11 protein-coding genes are annotated in these 14,118 nt (G+C 65.0%); 2 read left to right on the top strand and 9 right to left on the bottom strand.

All coding sequences use genetic code 11. The features are described 5' to 3' along the window. Positions 1-90: 90 nt before the first annotated feature. The 4 genes from KUF59_RS15420 to KUF59_RS15405 form a co-directional block, all read right to left on the bottom strand. Positions 91-1,242, bottom strand: coding sequence for a DegT/DnrJ/EryC1/StrS family aminotransferase (locus tag KUF59_RS15420; RefSeq protein WP_212457797.1), 1,152 nt, complete (start codon positions 1,240-1,242; stop codon positions 91-93). Positions 1,243-1,281: 39 nt separating this feature from the next. Then, entirely contained in the window at positions 1,282-2,286 is a 1,005-nt protein-coding gene (locus tag KUF59_RS15415; protein WP_212457567.1) for a Gfo/Idh/MocA family protein, read from the bottom strand. A 183-nt stretch (positions 2,287-2,469) separates the two neighbouring features. Further along, a complete protein-coding gene (locus KUF59_RS15410; protein ID WP_258769656.1) occupies positions 2,470-3,882 on the bottom strand; it encodes a mannose-1-phosphate guanylyltransferase/mannose-6-phosphate isomerase in 1,413 nt (470 codons plus the stop codon). 7 nt (positions 3,883-3,889) lie between these two features. Continuing rightward, the gene (locus KUF59_RS15405) at positions 3,890-4,879 is read right to left on the bottom strand and encodes an NAD-dependent epimerase (protein WP_212457569.1); all 990 of its coding nucleotides are present in this window, start codon (positions 4,877-4,879) and stop codon (positions 3,890-3,892) included. Between the two features lie 255 nt (positions 4,880-5,134). Between KUF59_RS15405 and KUF59_RS15400 the strand changes: the two genes are divergently transcribed. After that, a complete protein-coding gene (locus tag KUF59_RS15400; RefSeq protein WP_212457570.1) occupies positions 5,135-6,106 on the top strand; it encodes a lysylphosphatidylglycerol synthase transmembrane domain-containing protein in 972 nt (323 codons plus the stop codon). A 95-nt stretch (positions 6,107-6,201) separates the two neighbouring features. Beyond that, positions 6,202-7,128, top strand: a complete 927-nt coding sequence (locus KUF59_RS15395; RefSeq protein WP_212457798.1) for an MraY family glycosyltransferase — start codon at positions 6,202-6,204, stop codon at positions 7,126-7,128. 71 nt (positions 7,129-7,199) lie between these two features. On the opposite strand, the gene KUF59_RS15390 is transcribed toward KUF59_RS15395, so the two are convergent. The 5 genes from KUF59_RS15390 to rfaE1 form a co-directional block, all read right to left on the bottom strand. Beyond that, positions 7,200-8,141, bottom strand: a complete 942-nt coding sequence (locus tag KUF59_RS15390; protein ID WP_258769654.1) for an NAD-dependent epimerase/dehydratase family protein — start codon at positions 8,139-8,141, stop codon at positions 7,200-7,202. Next, a complete protein-coding gene (locus KUF59_RS15385; RefSeq protein WP_258769653.1) occupies positions 8,138-9,352 on the bottom strand; it encodes a glycosyltransferase family 4 protein in 1,215 nt (404 codons plus the stop codon). The genes KUF59_RS15390 and KUF59_RS15385 overlap by 4 nt, the downstream gene beginning before the upstream one ends. Before the next feature lie 2 nt (positions 9,353-9,354). After that, complete coding sequence (locus KUF59_RS15380) at positions 9,355-11,265, bottom strand: SDR family NAD(P)-dependent oxidoreductase (RefSeq protein WP_258769652.1); 1,911 nt, start codon at positions 11,263-11,265, stop codon at positions 9,355-9,357. A gap of 83 nt (positions 11,266-11,348) precedes the next feature. Continuing rightward, positions 11,349-12,629, bottom strand: a complete 1,281-nt coding sequence (locus tag KUF59_RS15375; protein ID WP_258769651.1) for an O-antigen ligase family protein — start codon at positions 12,627-12,629, stop codon at positions 11,349-11,351. After that, complete coding sequence (gene rfaE1 / locus KUF59_RS15370) at positions 12,626-14,110, bottom strand: D-glycero-beta-D-manno-heptose-7-phosphate kinase (protein WP_258769650.1); 1,485 nt, start codon at positions 14,108-14,110, stop codon at positions 12,626-12,628. The genes KUF59_RS15375 and rfaE1 overlap by 4 nt, the downstream gene beginning before the upstream one ends. Positions 14,111-14,118: the final 8 nt, after the last annotated feature.

The following is a 14,118-nucleotide window of genomic DNA, read 5'->3' as shown; positions in this document are numbered from 1 at the left end:
CGCTTTCCGTGCGGAGAGAGACCCCTCACCCGGCTTCGCGTGCCGCGAAGCCACCCTCTCCCACAAGGGGAGAGGGTAAGAACGGCGAAATCAGGTTGAAATCGCGCCGCGCACAGCGGCGATGATTCGCTCCTGGGCCGCCTCGTCCAGATAGGGATGCATCGGCAGGCTGATGACGTCCTGCGACAGGCTTTCGCAGCCGGGCAGCCCACCCTCGGCGACGGGATACTGCTTGTAGGCGGTCTGCTGGTGCATCGACTTGCCATAATAGATCGCGGTCGGCACACCCTGGGCCTTCAGCGCGGCTGCAAAGCCGTCGCGATCGGTGCCTTTGGGCAGGCGGACGGTGTACTGCGCCCAGACCGAGGTATTGCCCGGCGCGAGGCGCGGCACGGTGACCACGTTGCTCAGCCCGCGCGCATAGCGCTCCGCAACCCTGTTGCGGGCGGCGATCTCGTCGTCAAAAATCTTCAGCTTCTCGATCAGGATCGCGGCCTGCATGGTGTCGAGCCGGCCGGTCAGGCCGAGGCGGACATTGTCGTATTTGTCCACGCCCTGGCCGTGCACGCGGATGCTGCGCAGCGTGGCGGCGAGTTCGTCGTCATCGGTGAAGATCGCGCCGCCGTCGCCGAAGCAGCCTAGCGGCTTGGCCGGGAAGAAGCTGGTCGTGGTCGCCAGCGCCAGCGTGCCGAGCTTATTGCCCTTGTAGCTTGCGCCAAAGCTCTGGGCGGCGTCGTCGATCACGAACAAGCCTTCGGCCTTGGCGATCTCGGCGATGGCGTCGTGATCGGCGGGCTGTCCGAACAGGTCGACCGGAATGATCACGGCGGGCCTCAGGCCGGCCTTCCGCGCGGTCGCAATGCCGCGCTTCAGGGACTCGGCGCTCATGTTGAACGTCGATTCGTCGACATCGACGTAGACCGGTGTTGCGCCGGTCCGCGCCGCCGGCGACGCGGTTGCGATGAAGGTGAAGGACGGGCAGAGCACGGCATCGCCGGGGCCGACATTCTTCGCCATCAGCACCATCAACAGCGCATCCGTGCCGCTGGCGCAGCCAATCACGTGCTTGGCGCCGCAATAGGCCGCCAGCTGCTTCTCGAGTTCGGCGACCTCGGGGCCGTTGACGAACTGGCAATGGTCGAGAACGCGCTTGACGGCCGCATCGAGCGAGGCGCCGAGCCGGCGGCGCTGCGCGCCGACATCGATGAAGGGAATGGGATCGGAACGCAGATGCTGGTTCATGGCGCCTTGCGAAATTTGAGTGCTCGACATGGATTGGGATCAGCCGGCGACGCGGCGCGGTCCCTTGCGGGTCGCGGAGGCCGCGGCAGGCCGGCTCGGCGTCTCCAGGCAGCGCGTGGCGATCTCAAGGCTGGCAACCCCCTCGTCACCGGTCACCGCCGGCGTCTCGCCGTGGCGAACGGCCTTGAGGAACGAGATCAATTCGGCGCGGAGCGGCTCGTCATGACCGACCGGCAGATGCCGCATCGAATAGGCGCCGTCCGGCTTGAAGCCAAAACATTCGGTGACCTGGCGCGTCAGCAGGTCGCCCATGACATATTTGTCGCGGGTCGCAACCGTGACGCTGCGCGCCTTGAACGGCGTCAGCCAGTTGGTGTTGATGTGGGCGAGCACGCCGTTGGCAGTGCGGAACTGCAGCAGCGCGATGTCCTCGCGCTCGGCGACCGCGCTCGAGAGTTGCGGCTGCACCTCGACGATGTCTGATTCGGTGAACCAGCGGATCAGATCGATGTCGTGCACCGCGAGGTCGATGACCACGCCGACATTCGACATGCGCGGCGGGAACGGGCCGACACGGGTGATCGCGATCGACAGGATGTCCTCGCCCGCGATCGCCTGCTTCACGGCGGCGACCGCCGGGTTGAAGCGCTCGACATGGCCGACCATCAGCGTGACACCTGCGGCTTGCGCCGCCGTCACGATCTCGCGCCCCTCCTCGACCGTGGACGCGATCGGCTTCTCGACGAGGACGTGAATTTTTTTGGCGATGCAGGCGAGCGCGATCTCGTGATGCAGATGTGTCGGCGCCGCCACGGTGACGGCATCGACGCCTTCGGCAAAGAGCTGATCGAGGCTCTCGAAGCTCACGCAATTGGCGAGCTCGGTCGCGCGCGTCCGGTGCGCCGGCGATGGGTCGACGACACCGACCAGGCTGACGCCAGGCAGCCCCGCTAGCACGCGCGCATGGTTGCTGCCCATGACGCCAGCGCCGATGACGCCGACGCGCAAGGCCCCCTTGGCCGGTGCAGACGCTTTGGAACTCATGTGTTCGAACCCCGATTCAGCGCAAATCCCCGGCCACCCTCCTAGCACGTCGCCACAAATGTGGCGAATGCCGAGATACCTGTCCGGACACGATTTGATTCAAAAAGTTACACGTTCCCCGGGCCTTAGCCGCCGACTTATACCGCCATGGCCGGCCCGGTTCGCGTGATTCGAGGTTGCTGGTTACGACCTTTGATAGTCGTCTTCAATCCGGATGATATCGTCCTCACCGAGATAGCTGCCGGTCTGAACCTCGATCAGTTCCAGCATGATTTTACCGGGGTTCTCCATCCGGTGCACCGCGCCCATCGGGATGTAGATCGACTCGTTCTCGTGCACCGTCTTCACGGTCTCGTTGACGGTGACGCGGGCCGCACCGCGGACGACGATCCAGTGCTCGGCGCGATGGTGGTGCTTCTGCAGCGACAGCCGCCCGCCCGGCTTCACCACGATGCGCTTGACCTGGTGGCGCTCGCCGTTGTCGACCGACTGATAGCTGCCCCAGGGCCGATGCACCTTGAGATGCTCCTCGGTGACCTTCGGCGCGACCGTCTTGAGCTTGGTCACCAGGCGCTTCAGGCCATTGGCATCCTTCTGGCGCGACACCAGCACCGCGTCGGCCGTCGCCACCACGACGAGATCGTCGACGCCTTCGAGCGCGACCAGCGCGTGATCGCTCGTGACGTTGCAGTTGCGGGAATCCTCGAACACGGCGGTGCCGTGCGCGGCATTGCCTTGCGCGTCCTTGTCGGACAATTCCCACACCGCGTGCCAGGAGCCGACATCGGACCAGCCGCAGGACACCGGCACCACGGCGGCGCGCGCGGTCTTCTCCATCACGGCATAGTCGATCGAGATCGCCTTGGCCGCACCAAACGCCGTCGGATCCAGCGTCACGAAGCCGAGGTCGCGGCCGGCATTGGTCACCGCGTCGGACACGGCCTGCACGCTCGCCCCATCGACCTTGCGATATTCGTCGAGCAGCATCGCGGCCGGGAACATGAAGTTGCCGCTGTTCCAGAAATAGCCCGAATTGACATAGTCGGATGCCTTCACGGCGTCCGGCTTCTCGACGAATTTTGCGACCGCATGCACCTCGCCGGAGATCACCTCGCCCGGGTTGATGTAGCCGTATTCGGTCGCCGGCCGCTCCGGCTTGACGCCGAAGGTGACGATCTGTCCCGCTTGCGCCGCGACCAGTCCCTGGCGGCAGGCGGCGACGAAGGCGGCGGCGTCCTTCACCACATGGTCGGCAGCGAGCGCCAGCACGATAGCCTCGCTGTCGCGCGTTTGCGCAAAAGCCGCACCCGCAGCAATCGCTGGACCAGAGTCCCGGCGCATCGGCTCGAGGATGACGTCAGCCTCGATGCCGATCTCGACGAGTTGCTCCAGCACCATGAAGCGATAGGCCGCATTGGTGATGACGATGGGACGATCGAACAGCGAGGCGTCCGAGACGCGCAGCAGCGTGTCCTGGAACGTCGAGCGCGTTCCGAACAGCGGCAGAAACTGCTTCGGCCGCACCTCGCGCGAAGCGGGCCACAGCCGCGTGCCGGCACCGCCGCACATGATCAGGGGAATGATACGTTTATTCATCGTCATTTCAGACCTTGTAATAGTCGCGATACCAGGCGACGAAATTGCGGACGCCCTCTTCGATCGGGGTCGACGGTGCAAATCCGGTATCGCGCATCAGATCGGCGACATCGGCGAAGGTTGCGGGCACGTCTCCCGGCTGCATCGGCAGCATTTCCTTGATCGCGGTCCGGCCCAGTGCGCGCTCGATGAGCCCGACCACATGCATCAGCTCCTCCGGATGGTGGTTGCCGACATTGTAGATCTTGGACGGCGCATTGGCGGCAGCCGGATTGTCCGCGGGGATCCGTGCGATCAGCCTTGATACTACACGGGTGACGTCGTCGACATAGGTGAAGTCGCGACGCATCTTGCCATGGTTAAAGAGCCGGATCGGTCGTCCTTCCATGATCGCGTTTACGAACAGAAACATGGCCATGTCGGGGCGGCCCCACGGCCCGTAGATGGTGAAGAACCGCAATCCCGTGACCGGCAGCCGGTAGAGGTGGCTGTAGGACTGCGCCATGGCCTCGTTGGCCTTCTTGGTCGCGGCGTAGAAGCTGACCGGATGATCGGTCCTGTCGGCCTCGGCGAACGGCATTTTTGTGTTGCCGCCGTAAACGGAAGATGACGATGCGTAGACGAGATGACGACAGCCGTTGTGCCGGCATCCCTCCAGCACGTTGAGAAAGCCCTGCAGGTTGGAATCGACATAGGCCTGCGGATTGTCGATCGAGTAGCGCACGCCGGCCTGGGCGCCGAGATGAACGACGGTCGCAAACCGGTGCTTGCCGAACAGATCAGCCATGGATTCGCGATCCGCAAGGTCGGTCTGCTCGAAGGAGAAGCCGCGCTCCGCGCGCAGGACATCGAGCCGCGCGCGCTTCAACGCGGGATCATAATAGCTGTTGAGATTGTCGAGCCCGATCACCGGCCGGCCTTCGGCCAGGAGCTGGCGGGCGACGTGAAACCCGATGAAGCCGGCGGCCCCCGTAACCAAAATCGCCTGATCCGTCATCCTGTTCCCAAAGCCTGGTATGCCCAGGCTTCCTGTGTGGTGGCGCCAGCTGGCGTCTCTTTAGCCAGCGGATCGCAGGGATCGCAAGTGCCGGCCAAGAAACCTGCCAAAAGAAACCTGCCAAGAAACCTGCCACGAGTATTGCAGGATCGGGGTATTGCAAGATTGACGCCAAGACCATACCAAAGCGACCAAATCCGGCGCGCGGCGTCGATTTAAGCCTATTCTCAAAAACCCTGTCCAAACGCGGGCGAGATGCGCCGAATTCTGCTGTCGACGGCCAAGATCGTGATTTCAGCGGCGCTGCTCTATCTGGCGCTGCGCAAGGTCAATCCATCCGAACTGGTTTCGCGCTTCACCGTGACGAGCCTGTTCTGGATCGCCATGGCGATCGCGGTGACGTTTTTGCAGATCTTCGTCGGCGTGCTGCGCTGGCGCGAGATCAGCGCCGAATGCGGCGCGCCGCTCGAGCTGCCGCGCGCGATGCGCTACAACGTGATCGGAACGTTCTTCAACCAGACCCTGCCCTCCGCAATCGGCGGCGATGCGGTACGGCTCTGGCTGGTAGCGCGCGCCGGCGCCGGATGGCGCGCGGCGACCTACTCGATCTTCGTCGATCGCGCGATCGGGCTGATCGCACTCGCGATCGTGATCGTCGCGAGCCTGCCCTGGAGCTATCGCCTGATCACCGATCCGCAGGGGCGTTCGGCATTGCTGTTCGTGGACTTTGCAGCGCTCGCCGGCGGTCTCGGCTTCCTGGTGTTCGGCGCCCTGACCTGGGGCTGGCTGAAGCGCTGGTGGGCGACCCATCACATTCACGCCTGCGCCGTGATCGCCAACCGGGTGCTTTTCAGCCCGACGCGCGGACCGATCGTCGCAACCCTGTCGCTGCTCGTTCACGTGCTCACCGTCGTGATCGCCTGGTGCATCGTGCAGGCGATCGCCGCGCCAGTCGGTTTTGGCGACGTCTTCCTGCTCATTCCGCCGGTCATGCTGATCACCCTGATGCCGATCTCGATCGCCGGCTGGGGCGTGCGCGAGGCGACCATGGGGCTGGCGTTCGGCTTTGCCGGCCTCGCGGCCAATGAAGGCGTCAACGTCTCGCTGCTGTTCGGCGCGGTCTCCTTCATCGTCGGCGCGTTCGGCGGACTGGTCTGGATTTTCAGCGCGGAGAAGGCTGCGCAGGGATCGGCACCGATGGCGTTGCCGGAGCAGGTGCCGGAGTGACGACCTTTGTAGCACAGACAGTCGCTGCGAACGGACTGGCCTTGTTGGCAGTCGCACCGGCCGCAGTGCTCGCGGCCTCCATCACCTGGCTGAGCATGCCTCTGTTGCAGCGTTACGCGCTGGCTCGGCCGAATGCGCGCTCCTCGCATCGGATTCCGACACCGCAGGGCGGTGGCATAGCAGTCATCGCGGCAACTTTGCTGGTCGCCTCGCTTTGGGTCACCTGGATGGAAACCGCCATTCCACTGACCTTGATTGGCGCCACGGTTTGCATTGCCTTGGTCGGTTTTGCCGACGACATCAAATCGCTTCCCGTTCTGGTGCGTCTGGTCTTACAGGCCGGCGCCGTCGGAGCTGTCGTGTTCACCGCACCGGATGATTTGCGGATCGTGTCGTCGCTGCCGCTGGCACTCGAACGCGGCATCATCGTGCTCGCAGGCGTCTGGTTCGTGAACCTCGTCAATTTCATGGACGGGCTCGATCTCATGACCGTCGCCGAGGTGGTGCCGGTCACGGCAGCGCTGCTACTGCTCGGCTTGTCTGGCGACCTCCCCTGGCCGGCCGCGCTGATCGCAGCAAGCCTGTGCGGGGCCATGATCGGCTTTGCCCCGTTCAACCGTCCCGTCGCAAAAGTGTTTCTCGGCGACGTCGGCAGCCTGCCGATCGGCCTTCTGCTCGGCTGGTGCCTGCTGCAACTCGCCTGGCATCAGCACCTCGCCGCAGCACTGCTGCTGCCGGCCTATTATCTGGCGGATTCCACGCTGACGCTGTGCCGCCGCATCGCCAGGCGCGAGCCGTTCTGGGCGGCGCACCGCACGCATTTTTACCAGCGCGCCACCGACAACGGTTTTGGCGTGTCGCGTGTCACCGGCGAGGTGTTCGTCCTCAATCTGCTGCTGGCATTGCTCGCGATCGTCACGATCCGCGTCGATACGACCATCGTCACGGCGCTGGCGCTATTGGCCAGCGCGCTCGCAGTCGGATTCGTGCTGTACCGCTTTTCGCGCCGTCGGGCGGCATAGCTAGAGCGTTTTCCAGCGAAGTGGGCACCGGTTCGCGTCAAGAAAACGCGTCAAGACAAGAGTCTGCAACCTCACGTCGCCTGCAGGGCCAGCCGAAGTCCCTCGTCGAGCGACACCGCCGGCCGCCAGCCGGTCGAAATAGCCTTGGAGACGTCGAGCTCGAGCGAGCCCAGCAGGCTGTCATGCGTATCCTGTCGGCCGATCGCGCCGAGCACCGCGCCCAGGAACTCCGGCGGCATCCCGAACAGCCGCGGATGCTTGCCCGCCGCCCTGGCAAGCCGCTCGATAAATTCGGGCGTCGAGACCTGCTCCCCGTCCGCGACCAGAAAAATCTCGAAATTGCTGGCGGCATCAGGATGTTCGAGGCGCCACAGGATGAACGAGGAGAGATTCTGCACGGCGAGGAAGGCGCGCTGATTGCGGATCGCGCCGAAGGGCAGCGGCAACCCGAGATTCACAGCCCGGGTCAACAGCGCAAAATTGCCCTTCGCGCCGGAGCCGTACACCAGAGGCGGCCTGATCACCGAGATGTTCATCCTGGCGTCGCGCGCCAGCGTCTTGAGCCCCGCCTCGGCCGCCGCCTTCGACATGCCGTAGAGGCCGCGCGGCGTCAGAACATCCCCTTCGCTGAACGGCGCGCGGCCGTCATTGCTGCGGCCGTGCACGAGAACGGTGCTGACGAAGATGAACTGGCGCACGCCTGCGGTCACAGCGCTGCGCGCCAGATGCAGCGTGCCGGCGATGTTCACATTGCGATAGAGCTGGACCGCGTGCTCCTCGTGCTTGTGATGGACGCGCGCGGCCAGATGCACGACGGCGTCAACACCTGATAACGCGGCCTGCCAGTCGGTCTCCGGCCCGATCGTTTCAACGACGACCTCGTTCTCGTGCCCTTCGGGGCTGCGCACCGCGCGGCGCACCGACCATCCCCTGCCCTCGAGCGCAGGCACGACATGGCCGCCGACGAAACCGTTCGCCCCGGTGACCAGTACGATTGGCTTGCGTCCGCTCATGCCTGCTCCGCCAGTTTCGAACCGCGCAGCAGCTCGCCGATCAGATGCGCATAGGCATCGAGCGCGGTGGTGCGATCGAACTTAGCAGCGGCCTTCACCGCCCGCTCCGCCATGGCACGATCCTCGGTGCGGCACGCGGCACGGATCGCCTCCGCAAGCTCCTCCGGCCTGCCCGGCCTGACCACCCAGCCGAGCCGGTTTTCGACCACGGTGAGCGCGGCCTCCGCCTCAGGCTCGGACACCAGAACCACGGGCCGGCCAACCGCGAGCAGATTGTAGAACCGGCTCGGCACCGACACGCCCGCAACGTCCTTGCGGTACGGAATGATCCAGATGTCGGCGGCCGCGAGAAAGGCCTCGAGCTCGGAATCCTCGACGCGGCCGACGAAGCTGACGTTCGGCAAATTCGCTGCCGCCTGCAACTGCTTCAGCCGGTCGAAGCCGATGCCCCAGCCGGAGAGCAGGAAGTGGATCGACGTCTCGTCACGCAGCAGGCGCGCGGCCTCGAATACGATGTCGGGATCGTGGGTGAAGCCGAGATTGCCTGACAATCCGACGACGAAGCGTGCGGCCAGCGCACCGCGGAACGGATTGTCCGCCGTCACGGGACGAAGTGAGGGAACCAGCGTCGCCCAGTTCGGGATGAAGCGGATCTTGTCCCGCTGCATGCCGCGGTAGCGCATGATCGGCCGTTCGGCGTCGCGACCGATGGTGATCACTGCGCTCAGCGCGCGAAACATAAAACCGTTGGCGGCGCGTATCATCAGCGTGACGATCGATCGCGGCTTCAAGATACCGGCCATGACAAGCACATCGGGAAACAAATCATGCATGATCAGCGCCGACCGCGCGCCTTTCAATCTGGCGGCGGCGACGACCGCGTAAGGTAGCATGAACGGCGCGGTCACGGTGAGCACCACGTCGCCGCGTCTTAGCTCGCGTGCCAGCGCGAAGAACGTCCGCATCGCAAACAAGAGCTCGGCCGACGCGCGCCGGACCAGCGCGGCCTTTTGCGTCATCCGGTTCTTCACGACGACGACGCGCGGCCGGCCTGGTCCACCCGCAGGCACGGCACCGGGCGTGCCCGATAGCACCAACACGTCGTGCTCGAGAGCGATGCGGCAGGCGATCTCCGCCATGATCGCCGCCGTCGTGCTCGGGTCAGGCGGATAGTGCTGGCTCGCGACGACGATCTTTCCCGAAGACAGCATGATCAGGCCGCGGTCGACCCGAATTCCGGAACGGCGTCCTTCAGAATCGAGCGGATGGTCGCGCGATCGTCGCGCGCGATCGCCTGTTCGAGCGCCGAGATCCACTTGCGCAGGGTCAGCATCGGCGGCTCGTTGGGCCGCGCGGCCATGATGCCGGCGACCCCGATCTCGACCGTCGGCTCTTCGGAGGCGAACAGGATCTCGTTCAGCCGTTCGCCCGGCCGCATGCCGGTGAACACGATCTCGATGTCGTAGCCGGGCTGCAGCCCCGACAGCCGGATCATGCGCTCGGCGAGATCGACGATCTTCACGGGCTGGCCCATGTTGAGCACATAGACCGAGACGTTCGAGCGCGCCGCGGCAAGCGCATGCGTCGCCGCCGTGATCACGAGGTCGCAGGCCTCGCGGATGGTCATGAAGTAGCGAACCATGTCGGGATGCGTGACGGTCACCGGGCCGCCGGCCTCGATTTGTGCCTTGAATTTCGGCACGACCGAGCCGTTCGACGCCAGCACGTTGCCGAACCTGACCGAGATCAGCCGCATCGGCGGCCTGCCGCCGGTCTGCATGGAGAGATCGTGGTCGAGCGCCTGGCAATACATCTCGGCGAAGCGCTTGGTGAGACCCAGCATCGAGACCGGCTCGATCGCCTTGTCGGTCGAGATCATCACCATCGCCTCGGCGCCGGCTGCGAGCGCTGCATCGGCGACGTTGATCGAGCCGAAAATGTTGGTCTTGACCCCTTCGCTCCAGTCGCGTTCCAGGATCGGCACGTGCTTGAGCGCCGCGGCATGGAACACGATGTCCGGCTTGAACTCGGCCATCAGCCGCACGACGCGCTCGCGATCGCGGATATCGGCGATACGCCCCTCGACGGCGGCACTGGTGCCGTGCTCGGCGAGCGCCTCGGTGATCGCGTACAGCGCCGGCTCGGAATGCTCGATGATCAGGAGGCGGGCCGCGCCGAAGGCGACCACGCGCTCGCAGATCTCCGAGCCGATCGAACCGCCGCCGCCGGTGACGATCACGGCCTTGCCCTGGATCAGGGCTTCCAGCCGCGCATAGTCGATCGTCTCGCTCGGACGCAGCAGCAGGTCCTCGACCGCGACGGAGGTGAGCCGCGGCGTGTCCCCGCTTTCCAGCGATGGCATACGGCTGACGATCAGGCCGAGCCGCCGCGCCCGCATCAGCACGGATTCGGGATGCGCCTCCGGCGCGAATGCCGACGGCGTCATCACCGCGCGCTTGATCGGCTTGTTCCGCTTGGCGTAGTCGGTAGTCACATCCTCGATGTCGTCGATGCTCCCGAGCACCGGCACGTTGCGGATCGACTGCCCGCGATCGGAAGCGGACGGCGACAGCACGCCGACCGGCCAGATGCGCTTGATGGCACCGCTCTCGATGCCGCGCAGCAGCACCTCGGCATCCGCGGCGCGGCCGATCAGCAGCGTCGGCGCCGCATCCTCGGTCCTGGCGTGACGCCGCACGCGCGTATAGCGGAAATAGCGGTAGGTCAGCCGCAGCGCGCTCAGGAAGGTGATTTCAAGGAACCAGTAGAGGACGATGGTCACCTTGCCGAGGAAGAAGGTGCCGTGAACATTGGGCGCGACGAAGATGTAGTCGAGTACCAGGAGCGCGACCGTCAACACGGTCGAGACGCGGATGATGTTCAGCGCATCCGGCAGCGAGATGAAGCGCCATTTCGTGGTGGTCAGATTGAAGACGAAGAACACGACCACGCTGAAGACGAGGAAATAGGGCAGGATCTTCAGCAGCAGCGGCAGGCGGATGAAGAAGCCGTCGCCGCCTTCGAAGCGCAGATAGAACGCGGCAAACAGCGCCGCTGCCGTCGCAAGCAGGTCGTGGAGCGCAATCATGAAATTGCGCAAGGTGAGATGCGAAATCCGCGTCATCCGCCGATCGATATGTATCCAGTTATCCCCAACCTGACCGCGCTGATAGCCCATCTGGCCGCCACTTGCCAGCAATCAGGGTGTCAGGAACCGCCTTCCCCCACAGCAGGATCGGCACGCCGCGCCCCGAGGACCATTCCCCCGGCTATGCCGACGCCGAGCACGTACATCCACCCCTCGTGGAAATCGAACAAATGGGAATTGAACAGCGAGGTGAAGATGTTCTGGACCACGACCAGGAGTCCGATCCAGTTGCCGAGCCCATCGCCGCGAAACAGCAGGAGATGGAGCATCCATATGGCGTAGAGAATCACCACGCCGATGACACCCCACTGCACCGCGACGTTCAGGGTCTGGTTATGGGGATTGCCGATGATTTCGCTGGAGGCCTGGTCGCGGTCACCGGTCGCGGCCAGCTCGAACAGCCTCCGGGTCGATCCGGTTCCATGCCCCTTGATCGGCGCCTCCGCGAAGAAGCCGAGCGATTTCCGCCAGAATTCGAGCCGCAGCCCGACCGACGTCGAGATGCCCTGCTCCTTGTAGAGCCGGTACTGGCTTGAGAAGGTTTCCACGGTGTTGCGCAACTGAGACGAGGTTTGCCAGGCAAGCAGCGATATCGCGACAAGCGCGCCGGCAATGATGAGGATGCTGCGCCATTTCAGGTGAAGCAGCGCAAAGACCGCCAGCATGATCGGCACGGTGACGAGCGCGGTGCGCGAGACCACCACGAAGGCCATGTTGGCGAGGAAGCTCAGCGCGACCGCCGTCAACAGACCCGCGAGCCAGAACCTCTTCTCGCGCAGCAGCAGCACGATCGGATAGGCGAGCGCCACCGCGCAGAGCGTGAATTCCTGGCTCTGGTCGATGTAGTTCTTGACGAAGATGCCGCGCTCGAAATCGGGCTTCATGGACAGGCCCGGATAGAAAGCGACCAGCCACGACATCACCGACAGCAGCGCACAGGAGACCAGGAAGGCGATGAACACGAGGTGTCCGCGCGACGAGCGCTCGAAATGATAGAGCAGCACCGGCAGCACGAGCAGCTTGACGGTCGGGTTCACCGCATAGAACCGCGCACCCCAGGGCGCGTCCGACCACAGCGTGCCGACCAGCGCGAGCAGGAACAGCGCAATCGGCGCGGCGCAGATCGGGCGCTTCAGCGATTGCACGAACGAGCGAACATCGAGAAACGGCACCATGCAGACCAGCAGCGCCGCATTGAAGATCGCCGCGAGCGACGTCGACCAGGGCAGCGAGGCCGCGGTCAGGATGGCGAACACATCGACGGTATCGGACCACGCCGACGGGCTGCGGAGCCGCCGCAACAGCATGGTGAACGTTGTCTCCCGAGCCAGTGTCGTCACTTGCCACCGCCTCGCGCACGATCGACCAGCGTGGTCGTGCTGAATCCTTGCAGGATGTCGACCAGCATCACCGTTCCGCCCGCGGCCTCGACGACCTCGTGGCCGACAACCTGCTCGCGGGTGTAGTCGCCGCCCTTGACCAGCACGCTCGGCCGGATCTGGGTGATCAGCCGGATCGGGGTGTCCTCGTCAAAGATCGCAACAAGGTCGACGGCTTCAAGCGCTGCGAGCACTTCGGCGCGCGCGCGCTCGTCCTGGACCGGACGGCCCTCGCCCTTCAAGCGCCGCACCGACGCGTCGCTGTTCAGGCCGACGATCAGCCGGTCGCAGGCCGCGCGCGCGGCCGTGAGCACCTTCACATGGCCGGGGTGCAGGATGTCGAAGCAGCCGTTGGTGAAGCCAACGCGCAGGCCCTGCTTGCGCCATTCGCCAAGCTGCGCATCGAGCGCATCGGCCTCGAGCACGATCTTCTCTTCCGCCGCGAGATAGGCGTGCGGCAAAATCTTTCGGCGCAGTTCGGCCGCGCTGACACTCGCCGTTCCCTGCTTGCCGACGGCGACCGCGGCCGCCGCATTGGCCATCCGCAGCGCGGTCTCCCAATCGGCATCGGCGGCCAGCGACGTTGCCAGCACGGCCGCAACGGTGTCGCCCGCGCCGGAGACGTCGCGCACCTTCACCGGATGCGCCGGAATGTGGACGGCCTCGCCGCTGCGCAGCACCAGCGTCATGCCGCGTTCGCTCTGCGTCACCAGGATCGCCTCGCAATCGGCGAGCTGCATGACGTCCTGCGCGGCCGCGACGATGCTCTGGTCGGTGTCGGCGCGGCTGCGGGTGGCCTCCGAAAACTCCTTGCGATTGGGCGTGAGCAGCGTGGCGCTGCGATAGATCGCGAAATTCAGGCTCTTGGGGTCGACGATCACGCGCTTGCCGAGTTTTCGCGCGGCGTCGATGACGTTGCGGATCACGCGCGCGGTCAGCACGCCCTTGGCGTAATCGGAGAGCAGCACGATGTCGGCGCGGGCAAGCTGCGGCAGGATCGCGTCGATCAGCTTCTGCTCGACCTCGGCGGATGCCGGTGCCGCCTGCTCCCAATCCGCCCGCAGCATGTGGGTCGAGAAATGCTCGGAGACGAAGCGCACCTTGCGGGTGGTCGGCCGGGTGGGATCGCAAACCAGAATGCTCTCGATCCCAATTTCGTCGGTGAGCGCGGCTTTCAGGCGCGTTGCGGCCTCATCCGAGCCGACCAGGCCGACGAAGATGCAGCTCGCACCGAGCGCTGCGACATTGCGCGCGACGTTGCCGGCGCCGCCGATATGGTGCTCGCTGCGCTGGGCCGCGATCACGGGCGCCGGCGCCTCCGGCGAGATCCGCGACACCTCGCCATAGACGAACTCGTCGAGCATGAGATCGCCGATGCAGAGCACCGTGCGGCTCTTCATGGCTTGCGAGAGAGCATCGAAATCGATCATCGGCGTCGGCATGACTTTGA

Origin of the sequence: Bradyrhizobium arachidis, from assembly GCF_024758505.1 — a bacterium.
GTDB lineage: Bacteria > Pseudomonadota > Alphaproteobacteria > Rhizobiales > Xanthobacteraceae > Bradyrhizobium > Bradyrhizobium manausense_C.
Note: the sequence above shows the minus strand (reverse complement) of the source record. Positions and strands in the feature narration are given on the sequence as shown.

What these genes read in the sequence shown, in the direction of transcription:
- KUF59_RS15420 (WP_212457797.1), bottom strand. Translation starts at nt 1,242, where the DNA reads ATGAACCAGCATCTGCGTTCCGATCCCATTCCCTTCATCGATGTCGGC.
- KUF59_RS15400 (WP_212457570.1), top strand. Translation starts at nt 5,135, where the DNA reads ATGCGCCGAATTCTGCTGTCGACGGCCAAGATCGTGATTTCAGCGGCG.
- KUF59_RS15395 (WP_212457798.1), top strand. Translation starts at nt 6,202, where the DNA reads ATGCCTCTGTTGCAGCGTTACGCGCTGGCTCGGCCGAATGCGCGCTCC.
- rfaE1 (WP_258769650.1), bottom strand. Translation starts at nt 14,110, where the DNA reads ATGCCGACGCCGATGATCGATTTCGATGCTCTCTCGCAAGCCATGAAG.
- KUF59_RS15415 (WP_212457567.1), bottom strand. Translation starts at nt 2,286, where the DNA reads ATGAGTTCCAAAGCGTCTGCACCGGCCAAGGGGGCCTTGCGCGTCGGC.
- KUF59_RS15390 (WP_258769654.1), bottom strand. Translation starts at nt 8,141, where the DNA reads ATGAGCGGACGCAAGCCAATCGTACTGGTCACCGGGGCGAACGGTTTC.
- KUF59_RS15385 (WP_258769653.1), bottom strand. Translation starts at nt 9,352, where the DNA reads ATGCTGTCTTCGGGAAAGATCGTCGTCGCGAGCCAGCACTATCCGCCT.
- KUF59_RS15410 (WP_258769656.1), bottom strand. Translation starts at nt 3,882, where the DNA reads ATGAATAAACGTATCATTCCCCTGATCATGTGCGGCGGTGCCGGCACG.
- KUF59_RS15405 (WP_212457569.1), bottom strand. Translation starts at nt 4,879, where the DNA reads ATGACGGATCAGGCGATTTTGGTTACGGGGGCCGCCGGCTTCATCGGG.
- KUF59_RS15380 (WP_258769652.1), bottom strand. Translation starts at nt 11,265, where the DNA reads ATGACGCGGATTTCGCATCTCACCTTGCGCAATTTCATGATTGCGCTC.